A 17,191-nucleotide genomic window follows, 5' to 3' on the forward strand; every position below is an offset into this window, starting at 1 on the left:
AGAAGCATAAACAAAGACCTCCTAACTTTGTTTAAACCTCCTAAACTTTTTCATAATAATCTCCCATAAGAGTCGCCCAATCGGCGGCTTTTTTTGTGAGTCGTAAGCTGCCTATGGTATAATGAACAAAGAAACTAAAAGGAAGAAGGAAGAGATGGACTACACGATAGAGGAAAAAGCGATGTTTATGAGGGAAGCCCTGAAGGAGGCGGAGATTGCCCTCGCCAATGATGAAATACCGATTGGCTGTGTCTTGGTCAAGGATGGTCAGATTATCGGGCGTGGACATAATGCGCGTGAGGAGCTGCAGCGGGCGGTCATGCATGCGGAAATCATGGCGATCGAGGAGGCCAATCAGCGTGAAAATAGCTGGCGCCTGCTGGATACGACGCTTTTTGTCACGATTGAGCCCTGTGTCATGTGCAGTGGCGCCATCGGTCTGGCTCGCATTCCCCAGGTGATTTACGGGGCGACCAATCAGAAGTTCGGTGGAGCAGGAAGCCTCTATGACATTTTGACAGATGAGCGCCTCAATCACCGAGTCGAAGTAGAAACAGGAATCTTGGAAGCAGAATGTGCAGCCATCATGCAGACCTTCTTCCGCCAAGGTCGGGAACGAAAAAAACAAGCCAAGCTCGCAGCCAAGGCCGAAACAAAAGAATAAAAACCGGACCTTTGCAAATCGAACAAATTATGATATAATACCTATCGGAGCAACAGTTCTGCGTGAAGCGGGTCAGGGGAGGAATCCAGCAGCCCTAAGCGAAGTGAACTGTGTGCTCTTTTCTATTGCTCTTGATGAATCAAGTCCAAGGGACGCAGATGAATCCTAGAGCAATGGATGCAGTTTTTCCCGTTAGGGAAAAAGCTGTAAACCTATGAATGCTCTTAACGAAACAAGCCTGCAAGTCGCAGATGAGTTTAGAGAGATATTGATCCTGAGGAGCGAAGCGACGTGAGGGCTATAGCGTAAATGAAATTAGCCTGTAAGGCGCGACCGAGCTTAGAGATATTGATCCTGAGGAGCGAAGCGACGTGAGGGCTATAGCGTAACATGAAATTAGCCTATAAGGCGCAACCGAGCTTAGAGATATTGATCCTGAGGAGCAAAGCGACGTGAGGGCTATAGCGTAAATGAAATTAGCCTGTAAGGTGCAACCGAGCTTAGAGATATTTATCCTGAGGATCGAAGCGACGTGAGGGCTATAGCGTAAAATGAAAAAAGCCTGTAAGGCGTAACCGAACTTAGAGATATTGATCCTGAGGAGTGAAGCGACGTGAGGGCTATCACTTACCAGAGTCATGTTTATATTCAAAGAATAAAAGAGAAAAAATAGAGTTTCGTGAGAAGCTTCTTTTTTTGGATTTTCTAGTCAAAAATAGTGCAAATATGCAAACGATTGCTATTGCGTCGTTGCTTGATTTGTGAAAATAAAAAAATTAGCAAATGAAAACGCTTTACAGGGTGGTTTCCCTTGATAAAATTCCTGTAAAGCGATATCATAGAGAAGAAGAAATTTTGGAGGAATAACATGTCTCATATTAAATTTGACTACTCAAAAGTTTTGGGTAAATTTGTTGCCCCACATGAAGTGGAATATATGCAACCACAAGTGACTGCAGCTGATGAATTGATCCGTAAAGGAACAGGTGCTGGTAGTGACTTCCTAGGTTGGTTGGACCTTCCTGAAAATTATGACCGTGAAGAATTTGACCGCATCTTGAAAGCTGCTGAACAAATCAAAGCAGACAGCGATGTTTTGGTCGTGATCGGTATCGGTGGATCATACCTTGGAGCGAAAGCTGCCATTGACTTCTTGAACCACCACTTTGCAAACTTGCAAACAAAAGAAGAACGCAAAGCGCCACAAATCCTTTACGCTGGAAACTCCATCTCATCTACTTACCTTGCTGACTTGGTAGAGTATGTTTCAGATAAAGATTTCTCAGTCAACGTGATTTCTAAATCAGGTACAACAACTGAACCAGCGATCGCTTTCCGTGTCTTCAAAGAACTCTTGGTGAAGAAATATGGTCAAGAAGAAGCCAATAAACGGATCTACGCGACAACTGACCGTGCCAAAGGTGCTGTAAAAGTAGAAGCAGATGCCAATGGTTGGGAAACATTTGTAGTTCCAGATGATATCGGTGGACGCTTCTCAGTCTTGACACCAGTTGGATTGCTTCCAATTGCTGCATCAGGCGCAGATATCAAAGCCCTTATGGAAGGTGCAAACGCAGCTCGTAAAGACTACACTTCAGATAAAATCTCTGAAAACGAAGCATACCAATACGCAGCAGTTCGTAACATCCTTTACCGTAAAGGATATGCTACCGAAATCTTGGTAAACTACGAGCCATCCCTTCAATACTTCTCAGAATGGTGGAAACAATTGGCTGGTGAGTCAGAAGGAAAAGACCAAAAAGGGATCTACCCAACTTCAGCTAACTTCTCAACAGACTTGCACTCATTGGGTCAGTTTATCCAAGAAGGAACTCGTATCATGTTTGAAACAGTTGTCCGTGTGGACAAACCACGTAAGAACGTGATCATCCCTACATTGGAAGAAGACCTTGATGGACTTGGTTACCTCCAAGGAAAAGACGTTGACTTCGTAAACAAAAAAGCAACTGACGGTGTTCTTCTTGCCCACACTGACGGTGACGTGCCAAACATGTACGTAACTCTTCCTGAGCAAGATGCCTTCACTCTTGGTTATGCCATCTACTTCTTCGAATTGGCCATCGCCCTTTCAGGTTACTTGAACGCGATCAACCCATTTGACCAACCAGGTGTTGAAGCCTACAAGAAAAATATGTTTGCCCTTCTTGGTAAACCAGGATTTGAAGAACTTGGAGCAGAACTCAACGCTCGTCTTTAATCAATAGACAAAACGGCTTCGTAAGAGGTCGTTTTTTTGTATCTATTTCCCCATTTAGTGATGAATTGGTGCCATCAGGAGATTTATGATATAGTAGAAGGAGCATTTTTATACTTTGTTCATCAAATGATTTTCACTCACTATGATCATCAAATGAGACAAAGAGAATCAAAAAGGAGAGAGTATGACAAGAGAAGATAAACAGTCTTTTGCAGTGCCGGAAGAGGAGCAAATAAAGGAATCTTTTCCCAATGAACTTCAAAAAGATCAGTTAGAGGCAACTGTTGAGATGCGATCCAAACGTAATTGGAAAAAAATAATTTTATTATCAATGTTGGCTTTAATCATCATGTTATGCGGAGTGATTAGTTTATTATTTGGTAAAATTGCTGGTTATGCATGGGGGAAGTCTGCTCAGACAGTCAAAGAATCCCAACGTTTCGAACTCTTAACTCGAGTGAAAGAGGAGGCGAAAAAAACAAAAACTGGTTTCGTATCCAAAAAAAATGACGTCATCTTTTTATGGACACTTAAGGATTTAGGTTTGTTAAGTTATAATAATTCATCTAAACTTGGATTAACAGCGGATCAGATTGTAGAAAATTATGGTTTAGCTTCATAAGCTAGATATAATCAAGATGGATTAAGTCTAAGTTGGACTAATTTGATCGGTTCAAACCAGCAAGACTTAAGTTTTGAATTTGAAAAATATAATAATAACTATTATTTAAAGAGTGTATCCATTCGAGACTTGTATGGCTTATCTTCCCAAAAGATATCTAAAGAACAAAAAGAAAATAGTGACGATAGTGCATATGAATTTCGTTTGACGACAGAAGAGTATCAAAATCTGATGAAAGGAGATAAAAACACTGGAAAAGGCGGGACTCCATTGTCAGAAATCTTGAAAAAACATCGGGCATCCGTTGAAATAGAGACCGAGAAAAAAATAACAAGTGAAGGAGAAGAATATAAATCTAATAGAGTGCTTGCGAATGTAACCTATCAAGTAGATGGTGATTATAAAACATTTCTATTTGTGGCGCAGCCAGATGGAGAATTTCTTTACATTGGATCGAAACGCTTCTAAGGGAGATTAATGAAAAATGAAAATAAATCGACTTATGAAATCAAATAATAGTTGGTGGAATGATAAACTTAGAAGAGTTGGAAAAGATTTTTGGATTGCTTCTTCTATTGGGTACATTTTGCTAGGAATGATTATAGGGCTGGCTATCGGTTATTCTAAAGGTGTTAATATGATTACTAAAAAAGCCTATCCTGTGCTAAAAACACGTACAAAAAATAGTCGCTCCATACGTGATCAATCTAAAAAGATTATAGCTCCAAAAGATTCTGCTTTTTCTTGGAACATATCCCAGCTTTTAGAATTGAAGTTTGGGAGTCGAGAAAACCCTAAACAAGGTGTCATGATTGATGATTTCTTAGAGAAATATGGAAAAGCTCAAGAGGCATTAATTCATGATGATAAAATTGAGTTAATATGGCAAAACCTTGATAAATCTGACGTTAATGAGAATAGTTCTAATGAGATGATATTTGCTTATTTTGAGAAAGCAGAGGGAAGGTATTACCTTAAAAGCATTAATTATGACAGAAATTCTAATGATTTAGAGAAAGATCAGATGCCTGCCGATAAATATAACGGTCTGAAAGTAGGGAATCCAGAAACCGGGAAAGGTGGAGTTTCATATTCAGAAGTACTTAAAAATAATCATTCAGGGTCTATCATGATGTCGGCAGACCAAGATAAAATCACTCATGAAAATAAAACGAAAATGGTAATTGAATTTAAAAAAATATCATATAAAAAAATATATAAACTAACATTCTATAAACAAGAAAACGGAGATTACTGTTTGGCGACAAAAGAGGAAAGTAAATAGAACATTCATTTCATGAAATACTTGGTGACTAGAATGGGGAAGACATATATATACTGTGATACAGTTTTTAATGCTATAGTAGGGTAAGATAATAAAGTTAAGGAGTACGACATGTCAAGAGGAAGAAAAGTACAACGTGAATGGTCTAAGAATCATGGGAATCTGTACTCTTTTCCGAGTGCATTTTCGGATGAAGGACCTCAAGGGGCGATTTTTGAAGATCAAAAGAAACAAATAGGATTTCGGATTTCACGTAACATAATCCGAGTACTCTTGTCAGTGATCGTTGTATTCGTATTTTTTCTGATAGGAGTCTGGTATTATAAAAAAACAGTCGTTCATAGACCCGAAAATAAGATCATAAGATCTTCGGAAAGATATCAAAAAAAGAAATCTTCTACCAGCTCCTCGAATATTCAAGCGTGCAAAAGTGAGAATAAAAAAATTGGACAGATATTGAAAAAAGAAAATTCTGAGTGGGTTGATCCGTCTCAAGTAAGAGTTTTTTCAGTTGATGAAGTCTTTGAGCTAATGGATGCTACAAAGAAGCAAACGCTAACGCCTTCAGAAATAATTGAGAAATATGGAAAGGCGTTTGCAGGTTTACTTGATTATGATTCCTCGGGGAAAGAACGGGTAACCTTTTATTATAAGCTTTCTGACCAACAGGGTTTTTTCAAAATTATTATTAATGAGTTTGAAGGAAAAAGTCGTGTCGAGCGTGTCTATCTTGAAGTTACTAAAGCTCAAGCGGGCAAGGCGAATAAAACTTTAGAAGAATATCGTTCTTATTTGCCTAAAAGTGGTCAGGAAGGGATTGGGTTAATGGAGGCTATAAGCCAGTTTGGAATCCCTAAGAACAGTTACAGTAACAACCTGTATGAAGGGGAAAATAGTTATATATATCCTATACTTTACAACTGATCAAAGAAAAATAACCTTATCATTTAAAAAGAATCAGCAAGGGGAATACCGACTTGAGAATGTAACAGCATTTGGATAAAACGATCTCGCAAGAGGTCGTTTTTTTGTGCCTATTTCCCCATTTAGTGATGAATTGGCGCCATCAGGAGATTTATGATATAGTAGAAGGAGCATTTTTATACTTTGTTCATCAAATGATTTTCACTCACTGTGATCATCAAATGAGACAAAGAGAATCAAAAGGAGAGAGTATGACTACAGAAGATAAACAGCCTTTTTCAGTGCCGGAAGAGCCACAGATGCAAGAGACACCACAAGGAGAAGGACAGGTGAGAGGAGTTCAAATGCAGGGCCCTGCTTATCCATTTGAAGAAACAAATCCACAAATGCTTCCGCCTCAGTGGTCCTATCCAACTAAGCCAAAGCACAAGTGGAAAAAATTAGTACTATTTTCACTTTTAGCGCTTGTGATTAGTGGGCTTTTCGGTGGTGTGAGCGGATATATTTGGGGACAATCCTCTCAAACAAGTAAGGAGTCGCAACGATTTAAACGTTTAGAACGTGCAAAGACCGAAGCAAATGAAACAAAAGCAGGTTTTGTAACGGATAAAGAAAAGGTCATTTTCACATGGACTTTCAAGGATCTTGGCTTGTTGAGTTACACCAATCGGGAAGGTTATGGTTTGACAGCAGATCAGATTGTAGAAGTCTATGGGTTAGCATCCAGTGTTGAATATAAAAAGAATGCAATGGAGTTTACTTGGAATGACTCAAAGGCTACTGAACATCAGAATTTGAGAATGAGATTTGACGAAGTCGATGGCAATTATTATTTAAAAAGTGTGTCCGTGACGGAATTAGATGAATTGTATGAGCATAAAAATCCAGAGGATGATGATGATAGCGATGATGCCTCGAGCAATCGCGCCTTGACTGAAAAGGAATTTCGAAGTCTGAAAAAAGGAAACAAGCAGACAGGGCAAGGTGGGACAAGATTATCTGAGTTTTTGAAAAAACATCGAAAAACCGTCGAAATTGGGACAGAGCGCAAACTAACTGCCAATGGGGAAACATTTAAGTCTACACGTGTAGTGGCTACAGTACTCTGTGAGGTTGATGGGGATTTTAAAGTTTTGAAATTTTTAGCACAGCCTGATGGAGAATTTCGCTATATTGGTGCGGAACTAAATTAAGAGGAGGATAGAAGAGAGATGAGTATAAATCAAACACAGGTACCCTTTGGTGTACCAGTAAATCCTGGCCCTCAAAAAAGCGGAAAGGGCTTGTTCATTGGATGTGTGATTGGGTCAATTGTTTTAGGATTAGTGATTGGTCTTATTATTGGCCATTCTTTTGGTGTGAATGCCGTAACCAAGAAAGCTTATCCCCGTTTACATACCACTGCAGATAGTACAGTCTCAAAACGCGATATATCTTCTCGCTATATAGACCCAAAAGAGACAGCATTTGATTGGGATATTTCAAATCTCGGAGACTTGAAATTCGCTACCTACGATGACAAAGAGGATGCGATGTCTATCGAAGAGGTCGTAAAGAAGTATGGGAAAGCTTTAAAAGGTTCATTTAATGGGACAACTGTTGAGTTAGAATGGGGCAAACTCGAGAGGGACGATACAGATGAAGAAAGCACCGATTATAAGACCGCTAACGAGATGAATCTGACCTTTATGAAAATAGATGGTCATTATTATCTACGCAATCTATATTTCTCAGAAGATTATGACACAGCGGATGCCAATCCAATGGCGACCGATGATTATGATAAATTGAAAGTAGGAGATCCCAAAACAGGGAAGGATGGAATATCTTATAAAGAAGTTCTTAGTAGCAATACCCCATCCTCTATTTCGATAAGAGCAGACCAGGACTATAAAACTAAGGCCATTACGAATGAAATGGAAATCCGTTTTAAGTCATCTGGATCAGATGAAGATGAATATAAATTAAAATTTATCCAGCAAGCAGATGGGGATTATCGTTTGGCTTTAAAAGGAGATGAAGATTAGAAAGGAAATCGGTCTTTAAAAAGGAAGGTCCATATATTCTCGTTTGTACCCGAACGACTTCGCAAGAGGTCGTTTTTTTTTTACTTGTAAAGTAATTTCATAAACTTTCCCCTTAGATTCAATTATAAAAACACTAACTAGTTATTATTTTCGATCATTTGCTAATCTCATTTCTAAAATACTGATGATACAGGGTTTCTAGCTAGACAATAGCTATAGACACGTATTTTATACTCAAATCCTTTAATATAAAAAGTTATTTGAACATAAAAGTTGTCATTTGTTGTTTCATATTATAAAATGAAAGGTGAATGAAAATAATTGAAAAAGGAATGAAAATATGAAAAAGAACTTGGCTAAATTCTTGTTACTTTCATCTATGCTTGGTGGAATGGCAATTGCCCAACCAGTATCTGCGAATACAAAAGCTGCGGTTTATGAGTACAAAAATGGTCAGCTAGACCTTGTTCAAAAACCAACATATGAAGGTTTCGAATCGAATCAGCTTTCTTTGAAATTGAAAACAGGTCGTGTCGATGTAGTGGGAGCGCGTGAAGGCAAGAAAGAAAGTGCGCATGATGCGGGAGCCTACCAATTTGCATTGATCTACAAATCTGAAGGTGGCGAAGAAGAGACAGTTGCTAAAGGGCAAAATACAGCAGATGGGACGATCGAATTTGATGATGTGGATCTCTCTGGACTGAATTCTGGAACTGTTAAACTCTACATTCGTCAGACTACAAAAGATGATGGTCGCTTTAAACAGTTGGATAATGGAGAAGGGGAAGTAACAGTGTCCCTTGCTTACGATGGATCAGGACGCTTGATGGTGGATTCACTTGAAAGTTCCAACCCAATTTATCGTAATTTCATTGCAGGCTATAAAAGCCCTGGTACAGATGGGTCGACTTCACCAAGTACAACAAGCCCATCCTCAAGCTCAAGTAGCTCATCTTCTAGTTCAAGTAGCTCAAGTAGTTCGTCTTCAAGCTCAAGTAGCTCATCGAGCTCATCTTCAAGCAGCTCATCTTCAAGCTCCTCAAGTTCAACTTCTTCATCGAGCTCAAGCTCTTCTTCTAGTTCTTCCTCACATTCAAGCGACTCAAGCAAATCTGTAGTTGGCCGTTTATTGCCAAAAACAGGTCAAGAAACAGGTGTCGTTTTGGCAACATTGGGCTTGCTCTCACTTGCAGGGATTGCTATTGTCTCCCTTCGCAAGAAATTTTAAGATAAGCATCTAAAAGGTCGGATATCTCTCCGATCTTTTTTAGTCCATCCAGACAGGAGTTGGTCCTTGCTTGGTTTTATGTTATAGTAGAAGAGAAGAATAAAAAGGAGAATTCGAAATGTCCGAGAAAGATCAAGAACAATTTATGAAACATACTCCCGTAGAGGGTGCGCCTCAATTTGATGTGGCTGCGCCAGCCTTTGTCCCAAAAGAAGAAGCCGAAGACTTGGTCGTTCCAGAAGCTAGTGGCCTTTCAGTGACGGAGACGGAAGCAATGAAAGAAGAGGCAAACGAGCCAGTTATTTCAGAAACGGTGGAGCTTCCAAAGGTGGATGAAGCAACTGTTGGAGAACATCCGGATGTAGTTGCTGCTCCCCAACCGACTCCTCCATTCCAACCTGCACCTCAAGCTCCTCAAAATATGGCAGCTGAACCAATTGGTCCGCAAACAGTGCCTGTTCCTGAGACACCTATTCCACAAGCTCCTCTTTCTCCTGTTGGAAGACCGATGGATACTGCGGACAAGAAGGCGATTCGTTTTGCCCTTGGGATTTTAGTTGGGCTTCTTATCGGTGGAGTCAGTGGCTATTTGATTGGTCATGCTAGCCCTAGCACGTCATCATCTAGAAAGCAGACTTCTTGGTCAGGTAACCAGTCTGGTTCGTCTTCCAATATCGATTTGGATCAATTGACCGCAGAAGACGCGGAAGTTGATTTTAGCTGGAAACAGTCTGATATCGAGCAACTTCAGTTTTTAACAGGAAGTGATGCTGGGGAGACTCCTGAGGAAATGATTGAAGCTTATGGGAAAGCTAGCTCCGTTCAATTTGAAAGTGGAGAATTGAAATTATTTTGGGATGATAACTCTTATAATAAAGAGGTCAAAGCGACTTACTCTAAGAAAGGGAAAGAATTCCAGCTTGTCAAATTTGAATTTAATCAATTTGGGAAAAATCTTACGGTTGAGGACAACTTTGCAGATGGATTCAAAGTTGGAAATAGTGAGACCGGTGCTGGAGGAACCTCTTACAAAGAGCTTTTAGAAAAATACGGTGATGCAGTCAATCTGACGGTGAGTTCATCTGATGATTCAGACGAGATAGAATTGGTCATGGACTTCCAAAAGAAAAATGGGGACTACGTGGATTTGACCTTTATTCGCCAAGAAAATGGAGATTTTCTCTTGAGCAGTAAAGACAGCTACTAAAAGGATCAGACAAGAAAGAGGCAAGCGCCTCTTTTTTGGGATAAGACGAGACAAATACGCTAATTTTCTATACAATAGAAAGAGTTTGAATAGAAAGAGCATGAAGGATGGAAGAAATGAAACAGTGGATAGAACGTCATAAGCGGATCCTCCAAAAAGCTGCAAGTGCTTTGCTGGCTTTTATGGTTGGTGTTTGCTTGGTGTTTATAATTCATCCAGTGAAAACCTTGCCCAAAGATCGCTTGTTGAGTTTGTCTCGCATGCACGAAGATAGCCAGCAATTTGTTGCGTCTTCTTCCAAAGAGCCGGCTTTAGAAGACTTGTTATCATTGGAGCTTGTAAGGGAAGAAGGAAAGACACAAAAAAATTGGGTGACTTTATCTGCATTCGTCAAAAAAATTGGAAAAGCAGCGAGTTTTACACAAGAAGATACGAGTTTTGGAGCGCAAGTCCAGCTAGGTTATGGGACTCCTGTGCAGGGGATTTATCCTTATACCATAGAATTTCAAAAGCAGGATGATACCTTTTATTTGAGCTCGATTCAAGGATTTGCACCCAAGTCGGCTCACTATCAGAGCAAAAAGAATTTAAAACTAGCAGATTTTACAGGCTATCAGACGCTAGATGGAAAAAAGGAAAAGGGGACAGCAGTAGAAGATATTTTGAAAAAATCAGGTCTTCCCAATTCTCTTAGTTTGACCTCTGCAAAGGACAAGCAAGTCTTAGCCCTGTCTTATCAGGTGACAGATGGACTGGTCTCTTTGACTTTTGAACGCGACCAGACTGGTCAGTATCGGTTGACGAAGAAGGGGTGAAGCAGATGATCGAGTGGATGAAAAAGAATCGAAAAGAACTCTTGCTGCCGTTTTTGTGTTTTGTTTTAGGAGTGTTACTTGCGATTGCAAGCATCCAGGTGCAAGAGCAAGGAACCGATACCAAGGAGGACCAAACACTGACTCGTTTCCAGCCAAAGGATTATCAGAATTTGGTCAGCAAGGAACAAGAAATCAAGCAGTTTAAATGGACCATCGAAGCTGTGGCGAATTTGAAAGTTCGTCTTAAGCAGACTCAGCAACCAGGAACCCGCTTGGAAACAGTTGTGACTGAATGGGGAAAAGCCCAAAAAGTTCGCTACACAAAGACAGCTCAAGGGGATAAAACCGTTCTTGTCTTGACTTATGCGGCTAAGCAAACCGATCAGGGCAAGAAAAGTGTAACCTTGTGGTTTGAACAGGAAAAAGACCAGGGGTATCGCTTGACGACAGTGGATGCGACGAATTTGTTGGATGCAAAAGAAAAAGCAAGCAGTGAGAAAGAAATCACTACTGAAAAAGAGAAAAAAGGTACAGAATTCGCCCAGCTTATTAAGCAACTAGGAAATCCTCAACGCTTGGTCTGGGGGGAAATGCCAGATGGCGGTATGGGCTATCGCGCGACTTACCAGGTAGCAGGGCAGCCAGAAGTGGTGATGGAATTCAAGAAAAAAGGCAAGAAATTAGTGTTAGTATAAGAAGGGAGATATCATTGGACGATCAACGGACAGACATCAAGGCAGCTTCCTCTCACCAGGGTGGGAGCCGCTTGATTTCAGAAGCCGATCTGGCTTCATTAGGGATGGACAATCATCAGGATACTAGTAGCCATTCAGATATGATGGAGTCTTCCCCTTCTTCCTCAAAAGAGGGGATTGGTTCGCTTTTGCGATTTTTTGGGTGGTTCGCCTTGTTAGTAGCTTTTGTATTCGTACTTCAAAACACAGGCAACAAGGATCTTTCTTCATCTTCCTCAAGCAATGGAGCTGACAGTTTTTCACGGAATAGTATCAGAAAAGAATATCTAAATAGTGAAAATAGTTCTTATGTCGCATCTGCTAAGGAAGTTCAATTTGAGACAACCTATGAAAAAGCCATGTCTCTCATTCCTGATTTTGCAGTGGATGACAAAAAGACATCTTTTGGAACTGTGGATCCCAAAGATATCGTTGCAGCATTAGGTAAAGCAACCCGAGGAGAGGCATCGTATAGTGACAGCAGTTCAAGTCCTTTTTTGCTGACCTTAGATTACCAATCAGATGATGCATATGGGAAGGTTCTCCTTGAAAAAATGGGTGCCTATTACAGGATTTCTCTTTTAAGTTTGAAACACTTAAAAAGTGATCGTTTTGCAAATAAGAATGGCAGTTTAACGAAGGACGATTTTACTAATATCAAAGTTGGGATGCCTTATTTAGATTTGCTTAATTCGGTGGGGATTCCAGATGAGGTAGATGTGTCCGGATTTTTAGGTTACGGTGAAGCACCGACCTTTACTTATCGATTGGCTGATTCCCAAACGGTTCAAATCCAATTTGATAGCCGGCAAACCATCAAGGATATCACACCTAAAGTGGAAGCGAGCACACCAGCTTCTTCTTCGACACCTACAGCACAGTAAAAACAGTTAGCCCGAATGAATTTGCCATAGAATAATAAGGAGGGAACAATGGGAAAGAAAGACTGGTCCCACCTACGAAATGAACACAAGAGTCGATTTGCGAAACGCCAGCTAGAAGAAGAAACTAGTCTAGTGAAAAGTTCCACTTCAACCAACCAGAGCATTGAAAATAGGGATGAATGGCTGGAAGATACGCTCCTAAAAGAAACAGAAGTGATAGAGTCCTCCGTTTTTCCTGAACCAGTGAAGCAAGTAGAGGAGCCAAAAAACCAACCGGCGCTTGGTACTGAGAAAGCTATAGATGAGCAAAAGGAAGTATTGCTTGAAGACTCGCCTGACAGACCGCTAACATCACAACCACCAACACAAGATGCAATAGAGCAGTTTCCTAAGGGCGAGGAAAGAGTAGAGCACCAGGGTGGGAGTCGCTTGATTTCAGAAGCTGACCTGGCTTCAATAGGGGGAGGCAGGCATTCAGAACCAAGACAAACGGTACTAGACTCCCAATCGGATAGGACGAAAACCTACTCTCCTTCCTCTAAGAGTGAAGGGTCTTCGCTAGCAGCCTTTTTTGGATTATTGGCCATGCTGGGCTTATTTGCCTATCTGGCTTCAGGAGGTATCCATAGTAAGGAAGCTCCTTCTTCTACTACTAGTGAATACGGAAGTCCTGGCCAGTCTTATGGAACCAGAAAGGAAACTTTGAAGAGTGGTACGAGTACCTTGATTGCACCGGAAGGTGAATTTCAGTTTCAAGTGACCTATGAGAAGGCGATTTCCCTGATTCCTGGTTTAAGTGAGGAGGATCAAGGCCGTACCTCTTCAACTTATCTGTCTCCGCAGGATGTGGTAGCTGTACTGGGGAAGGCTAGTGGTGGGGAAGAAACCTACCAAGAAGGTGGTGTCAGTCCTTTTATGACACAATTGGATTATCAGTCGGAAGGCTCTCCTTCTTCCGTAACAGTTTTACTTTCAAATATTGTTGGTGACCGTTTATCTTCTCTTGATTTTGAGAACCTAAACAGTGAGCGATTAGCCAATAAAAATGGCAGTTTGAACAGAGAGGATTTTGCCAATATTAAAATAGGAACCAGCTATTCAGATCTTGTGAATACCGTAGGAATTCCTAACCGTGTTTCTTGGTCGAGTATGATGAGTTCAGAGTCCTTCTTAATCTTTTACTACAAACTTTCTGATGCGCATTTAGTTACGATTCACTTTGGAAGCAATCGCACCATTAGTGAAATGACAGGCCTGAAGGATTCGGCTACAAGCACGTCGCCTTAGGTGTTCATCTCACTAGGATTGTGGTATAATATGGATACCTTTAATTGAAATGAATGGAGAATCTCATGACTGCACAAAAAATGTCTGCTCAAGAAATTATCGCTTTTATTGGAAATGCAGAAAAGAAAACAAATGTGAAAGTAACCTTTGAAGGGGAATTGGCAACGGCTGTTCCTGCTTCTGTTACCAAGCTTGGCAATGTTTTGTTCGGTGACTGGAAAGATATCGAGCCCCTTCTTGCCAACTTAACGGAGAACAAGGATTATGTGGTGGAACAAGATGGTCGGAATTCAGCTGTTCCCTTGCTGGATAAGCGCTATCTAAATGCGCGTATCGAACCAGGTGCTATTATCCGTGACCAAGTAACTATCGAAGACAATGCTGTCGTGATGATGGGTGCTGTCATCAACATCGGTGCTGAAATCGGTGCAGGAACCATGATTGATATGGGGGCTATCCTTGGTGGCCGTGCAACAGTTGGTAAAAACAGCCACATCGGTGCAGGTGCCGTTCTTGCGGGTGTCATTGAGCCAGCTTCTGCTGAGCCTGTTCGGATCGGTGACAATGTATTGGTCGGTGCCAATGCAGTTGTGATTGAAGGGGTTCAAGTAGGGAACGGTTCTGTCGTTGCCGCTGGCGCTATCGTTACTCAAGATGTCCCTGAAAATGTGGTTGTAGCTGGTGTCCCAGCTCGTATCATCAAGGAAATCGATGAAAAAACACAACAAAAAACAGCACTCGAAGACGCCTTGCGTAATTTATAAGATATTGATAGTAGAGGCCGCAAGGCCTCTATTCTAATAGAAAGAAGACGACGATGACATTGGATTTAATCAAAATCAGACGGGATTTGCACCAAATCCCTGAAATTGGCTTGGAAGAGTTTGAAACCCAAGCCTACCTCTTAGAGAGAATCGCAGAGATCACAGCGGGCAAGGAATTTGTAGAGCAACGGACTTGGCGGACCGGGATCCTGGTTTATCTCCATGGGTCTGCTCCTGAAAAAACCATTGGTTGGCGGACAGATATCGATGGCTTACCGATCGTGGAACAAACGGGCCTTGATTTTGCCTCCAAGCACGAAGGACGGATGCATGCTTGTGGTCACGATATGCACATGACGACAGCCCTTGGACTTTTGGATCAACTGGTCCAAGTACAACCAAAAAATAACCTGCTATTTCTCTTCCAACCAGCTGAAGAAAATGAGGCTGGTGGAATGCTCATGTATAAGGACAATGCTTTTGGCGACTGGCTCCCTGATGAATTTTATGGTCTGCATGTGCGCCCTGATTTGAAGGTGGGGGACATTGCGACCAATACGGGTACCCTTTTTGCGGGGACCTGTGAAGTCAAGATCACCTTTACAGGAAAGGGAGGGCATGCCGCCTTTCCACATGAGGCCAATGACGCTCTTGTAGCAGCCTCTTACTTCATTACCCAAGTCCAATCGGTCGTGAGTCGAAATGTCGATCCGATTGAAGGGGCTGTGGTGACCTTTGGTTCCATGCATGCAGGAACAACCAATAATGTAATTGCTGAGACAGCCTTCCTTCATGGGACCATTCGGACCTTGACCATGGAGATGAACCTTTTGACTCAAAAACGGGTCAAAGCCATTGCAGAAGGAGTTGCAGCAGCCTTTGATGTGAAATTGAACCTGGAACTCAAGCAAGGGGGCTACCTGCCTGTGGAAAACCAACCAGAATTGGCCAAAGAACTCATGGACTTTTTCACAGCTGAGAAAGACGTGAACCTGATTGATATTCTGCCTGCGATGACAGGAGAAGACTTCGGCTTTCTCTTGAGCAAAGTCCCGGGTGTCATGTTCTGGCTGGGGATTGATACCCCTTATGCCTTGCACCATCCGAAGATGAGCCCAAATGAAGCAGCCCTTCCCTTTGCTGTGGAAAACATTGGTAAATTTTTGAAAATGAAGGCCAACCAATAAAGGAATGATTCAACTCCGTCTGGAGTTGGATTTTTTCTTTGTTGTAAAAAAACTGTTCGGATCTTTCCTAAAAAATGATACAATAAAAGCTAGACAAAAGGAGTAGGGAATGAAGAAAACACTACGAAAAGAAACCATTGCAGCTATGAAAGCACTGCCGCAAACTATAAAAACTCAAGCAGATGAAGAGCTGACTCAGCGCCTCTTGGAGTTACCAGCTTTTCAGGAGGCAAAGACCCTTGCGACCTATCTGTCTTTTGGCCATGAAGTTTCCACAGCTGGCTTGATCCAAGCTGCTCTTCAACTTGGAAAACGCGTCTGTGTTCCCCGTACCTATCCACAAGGGCGGATGGAATTTGTGGAATACGATCCTGACATTTTGGAAAAGACACGCTTTGGTTTGCTGGAGCCCAATGAAAAAGGAAAGCTTGTGGATCAGTCAGAGATTGATCTGATCCATGTACCAGGCGTGGTCTTCCAGTCAAAAGGCTACCGAATTGGTTATGGTGGTGGCTATTATGATCGTTATTTGGAAGATTTTACTGGAAAAACGGTTAGTACGATTTATTCCATCCAGCAGAAGGAGTTCCAGCCAGATACGTTTGATCAGGCAGTTCAGGAGGTGCTAGTCTATGAAGTTGCTCTTTGATCGTCGTTATCCTGTGACCAGCATCTTATTGCTCGTCACAACGGCAGTCTTTCTTTCCATGTTTATCCGATTTGGAAGTGACTACCAAACGGGTGCTGCTGTTTACTATAGCGGTGGGATTATCGGAGAAGTTGTGGAAGCTGATCCAAGCCAGTTATGGCGAATCGTGACAGCTACATTTGTTCATATCGGCCTAGAACATTTTGTGCTCAATATGATCACCCTCTATTACTTGGGACGTCTGGCAGAAGATCTCTTTGGATCGAAGGCTTTCTTAGCTCTTTATCTCTTATCAGGAATGATGGGCAATGTTTTTGTTGCTATTTTTACGCCAGATGTGATTGCGGCAGGAGCTTCTACAGCCCTCTTTGGACTGTTTGGGACCATTGGTGCTTTGCGTTTTATTGTCCAAAGTCCCTATATTCGCCATTTGAGTCAGTCCTATACCAGCTTGATTGTGGTCAATTTGATCTTTAGCTTCATGCCAGGAATCAGTATGGCGGGGCACATCGGTGGTTTAGTAGCTGGGGTCATGTTGGCTTATGTCTTTCCAGTAAGAGGGGAAGCTCGTTTTATGAACCGAACCTATCAGATGAGTGCTGCCCTATCTTATCTCTTACTTTTGCTTTATTTCTTAGGTAAAATCTTGAATCTATTTTAAGAAGAGGCTAGGACAAAAGTCCTAGCCTCTTAATT

At 41.5% G+C, this 17,191-nt stretch carries 18 protein-coding genes and 1 other RNA gene; all 19 read left to right on the forward strand.

Annotation, left to right across the window (positions count from 1 at the left end; all coding sequences use genetic code 11):
* The first annotated feature begins 154 nt into the window (after window positions 1–154).
* The 19 genes from tadA (at window position 155) to HMPREF2704_RS07795 (ending at window position 17,156) form a co-directional block, all read left to right on the forward strand.
* On the forward strand, window positions 155–664 hold the full coding sequence (tadA, locus tag HMPREF2704_RS07710) for a tRNA adenosine(34) deaminase TadA (protein ID WP_176745642.1): 510 nt from the start codon (window positions 155–157) through the stop codon (window positions 662–664).
* A gap of 38 nt (window positions 665–702) precedes the next feature.
* An RNA gene (ffs, locus tag HMPREF2704_RS07715) (signal recognition particle sRNA small type) lies at window positions 703–798 on the forward strand.
* Window positions 799–1,532: 734 nt separating this feature from the next.
* On the forward strand, window positions 1,533–2,882 hold the full coding sequence (locus tag HMPREF2704_RS07720; RefSeq protein ID WP_061591270.1) for a glucose-6-phosphate isomerase: 1,350 nt from the start codon (window positions 1,533–1,535) through the stop codon (window positions 2,880–2,882).
* A 184-nt stretch (window positions 2,883–3,066) separates the two neighbouring features.
* Window positions 3,067–3,504, forward strand: a complete 438-nt coding sequence (locus tag HMPREF2704_RS10900; RefSeq protein ID WP_061455819.1) for a hypothetical protein — start codon at window positions 3,067–3,069, stop codon at window positions 3,502–3,504.
* Between the two features lie 42 nt (window positions 3,505–3,546).
* Window positions 3,547–3,972, forward strand: coding sequence for a hypothetical protein (locus tag HMPREF2704_RS10905; RefSeq protein WP_024054916.1), 426 nt, complete (start codon window positions 3,547–3,549; stop codon window positions 3,970–3,972).
* 16 nt (window positions 3,973–3,988) lie between these two features.
* Complete coding sequence (locus HMPREF2704_RS07730; RefSeq protein ID WP_024054917.1) at window positions 3,989–4,789, forward strand: hypothetical protein; 801 nt, start codon at window positions 3,989–3,991, stop codon at window positions 4,787–4,789.
* Window positions 4,790–4,900: 111 nt separating this feature from the next.
* Window positions 4,901–5,713, forward strand: a complete 813-nt coding sequence (locus HMPREF2704_RS07735) for a hypothetical protein (protein WP_070674480.1) — start codon at window positions 4,901–4,903, stop codon at window positions 5,711–5,713.
* Between the two features lie 71 nt (window positions 5,714–5,784).
* Window positions 5,785–6,906: a hypothetical protein gene (locus HMPREF2704_RS07740; RefSeq protein WP_148131914.1), complete on the forward strand. Its 1,122-nt coding sequence runs from the start codon at window positions 5,785–5,787 to the stop codon at window positions 6,904–6,906.
* Between the two features lie 18 nt (window positions 6,907–6,924).
* Window positions 6,925–7,740: a hypothetical protein gene (locus HMPREF2704_RS07745; protein ID WP_021154036.1), complete on the forward strand. Its 816-nt coding sequence runs from the start codon at window positions 6,925–6,927 to the stop codon at window positions 7,738–7,740.
* Window positions 7,741–8,080: 340 nt separating this feature from the next.
* Window positions 8,081–8,968 carry an LPXTG cell wall anchor domain-containing protein gene (locus HMPREF2704_RS07750; RefSeq protein ID WP_021154035.1) on the forward strand — a complete coding sequence of 296 codons (888 nt, stop codon included), beginning with the start codon at window positions 8,081–8,083 and terminating at the stop codon, window positions 8,966–8,968.
* 118 nt (window positions 8,969–9,086) lie between these two features.
* Window positions 9,087–10,175, forward strand: a complete 1,089-nt coding sequence (locus HMPREF2704_RS07755; protein ID WP_049471946.1) for a hypothetical protein — start codon at window positions 9,087–9,089, stop codon at window positions 10,173–10,175.
* Window positions 10,176–10,282: 107 nt separating this feature from the next.
* Window positions 10,283–10,990 carry a hypothetical protein gene (locus tag HMPREF2704_RS07760; RefSeq protein ID WP_049475031.1) on the forward strand — a complete coding sequence of 236 codons (708 nt, stop codon included), beginning with the start codon at window positions 10,283–10,285 and terminating at the stop codon, window positions 10,988–10,990.
* 5 nt (window positions 10,991–10,995) lie between these two features.
* A complete protein-coding gene (locus HMPREF2704_RS07765) occupies window positions 10,996–11,685 on the forward strand; it encodes a hypothetical protein (protein ID WP_049475030.1) in 690 nt (229 codons plus the stop codon).
* A gap of 14 nt (window positions 11,686–11,699) precedes the next feature.
* Window positions 11,700–12,608: a hypothetical protein gene (locus HMPREF2704_RS07770; RefSeq protein WP_024054924.1), complete on the forward strand. Its 909-nt coding sequence runs from the start codon at window positions 11,700–11,702 to the stop codon at window positions 12,606–12,608.
* Window positions 12,609–12,656: 48 nt separating this feature from the next.
* A complete protein-coding gene (locus tag HMPREF2704_RS07775; RefSeq protein WP_061591266.1) occupies window positions 12,657–13,895 on the forward strand; it encodes a hypothetical protein in 1,239 nt (412 codons plus the stop codon).
* A 65-nt stretch (window positions 13,896–13,960) separates the two neighbouring features.
* A complete protein-coding gene (dapD, locus tag HMPREF2704_RS07780) occupies window positions 13,961–14,659 on the forward strand; it encodes a 2,3,4,5-tetrahydropyridine-2,6-dicarboxylate N-acetyltransferase (RefSeq protein ID WP_003016885.1) in 699 nt (232 codons plus the stop codon).
* Window positions 14,660–14,712: 53 nt separating this feature from the next.
* The gene (locus HMPREF2704_RS07785) at window positions 14,713–15,846 is read left to right on the forward strand and encodes an N-acetyldiaminopimelate deacetylase (protein ID WP_061591265.1); all 1,134 of its coding nucleotides are present in this window, start codon (window positions 14,713–14,715) and stop codon (window positions 15,844–15,846) included.
* A gap of 109 nt (window positions 15,847–15,955) precedes the next feature.
* Window positions 15,956–16,495 carry a 5-formyltetrahydrofolate cyclo-ligase gene (locus HMPREF2704_RS07790; protein WP_070674477.1) on the forward strand — a complete coding sequence of 180 codons (540 nt, stop codon included), beginning with the start codon at window positions 15,956–15,958 and terminating at the stop codon, window positions 16,493–16,495.
* Window positions 16,479–17,156: a rhomboid family intramembrane serine protease gene (locus HMPREF2704_RS07795; protein WP_024054928.1), complete on the forward strand. Its 678-nt coding sequence runs from the start codon at window positions 16,479–16,481 to the stop codon at window positions 17,154–17,156. Before HMPREF2704_RS07790 ends, HMPREF2704_RS07795 begins: the two co-directional genes overlap by 17 nt.
* Window positions 17,157–17,191: the final 35 nt, after the last annotated feature.

This window comes from Streptococcus sp. HMSC076C09 (assembly GCF_001837905.1).
Taxonomy (GTDB): Bacteria; Bacillota; Bacilli; order Lactobacillales; family Streptococcaceae; genus Streptococcus; species Streptococcus parasanguinis_I.

Bases quoted from the DNA above. Each gene is read 5' to 3' on its own strand.
- dapD (WP_003016885.1), top strand. From the start codon at position 13,961: ATGACTGCACAAAAAATGTCTGCTCAAGAAATTATCGCTTTTATTGGA.
- HMPREF2704_RS07775 (WP_061591266.1), top strand. From the start codon at position 12,657: ATGGGAAAGAAAGACTGGTCCCACCTACGAAATGAACACAAGAGTCGA.
- HMPREF2704_RS07765 (WP_049475030.1), top strand. From the start codon at position 10,996: ATGATCGAGTGGATGAAAAAGAATCGAAAAGAACTCTTGCTGCCGTTT.
- HMPREF2704_RS07750 (WP_021154035.1), top strand. From the start codon at position 8,081: ATGAAAAAGAACTTGGCTAAATTCTTGTTACTTTCATCTATGCTTGGT.
- HMPREF2704_RS07735 (WP_070674480.1), top strand. From the start codon at position 4,901: ATGTCAAGAGGAAGAAAAGTACAACGTGAATGGTCTAAGAATCATGGG.
- HMPREF2704_RS07790 (WP_070674477.1), top strand. From the start codon at position 15,956: ATGAAGAAAACACTACGAAAAGAAACCATTGCAGCTATGAAAGCACTG.
- HMPREF2704_RS07760 (WP_049475031.1), top strand. From the start codon at position 10,283: ATGGAAGAAATGAAACAGTGGATAGAACGTCATAAGCGGATCCTCCAA.
- tadA (WP_176745642.1), top strand. From the start codon at position 155: ATGGACTACACGATAGAGGAAAAAGCGATGTTTATGAGGGAAGCCCTG.
- HMPREF2704_RS07795 (WP_024054928.1), top strand. From the start codon at position 16,479: ATGAAGTTGCTCTTTGATCGTCGTTATCCTGTGACCAGCATCTTATTG.
- HMPREF2704_RS10900 (WP_061455819.1), top strand. From the start codon at position 3,067: ATGACAAGAGAAGATAAACAGTCTTTTGCAGTGCCGGAAGAGGAGCAA.
- HMPREF2704_RS07755 (WP_049471946.1), top strand. From the start codon at position 9,087: ATGTCCGAGAAAGATCAAGAACAATTTATGAAACATACTCCCGTAGAG.
- HMPREF2704_RS07730 (WP_024054917.1), top strand. From the start codon at position 3,989: ATGAAAATAAATCGACTTATGAAATCAAATAATAGTTGGTGGAATGAT.
- HMPREF2704_RS07745 (WP_021154036.1), top strand. From the start codon at position 6,925: ATGAGTATAAATCAAACACAGGTACCCTTTGGTGTACCAGTAAATCCT.
- HMPREF2704_RS07785 (WP_061591265.1), top strand. From the start codon at position 14,713: ATGACATTGGATTTAATCAAAATCAGACGGGATTTGCACCAAATCCCT.
- HMPREF2704_RS07720 (WP_061591270.1), top strand. From the start codon at position 1,533: ATGTCTCATATTAAATTTGACTACTCAAAAGTTTTGGGTAAATTTGTT.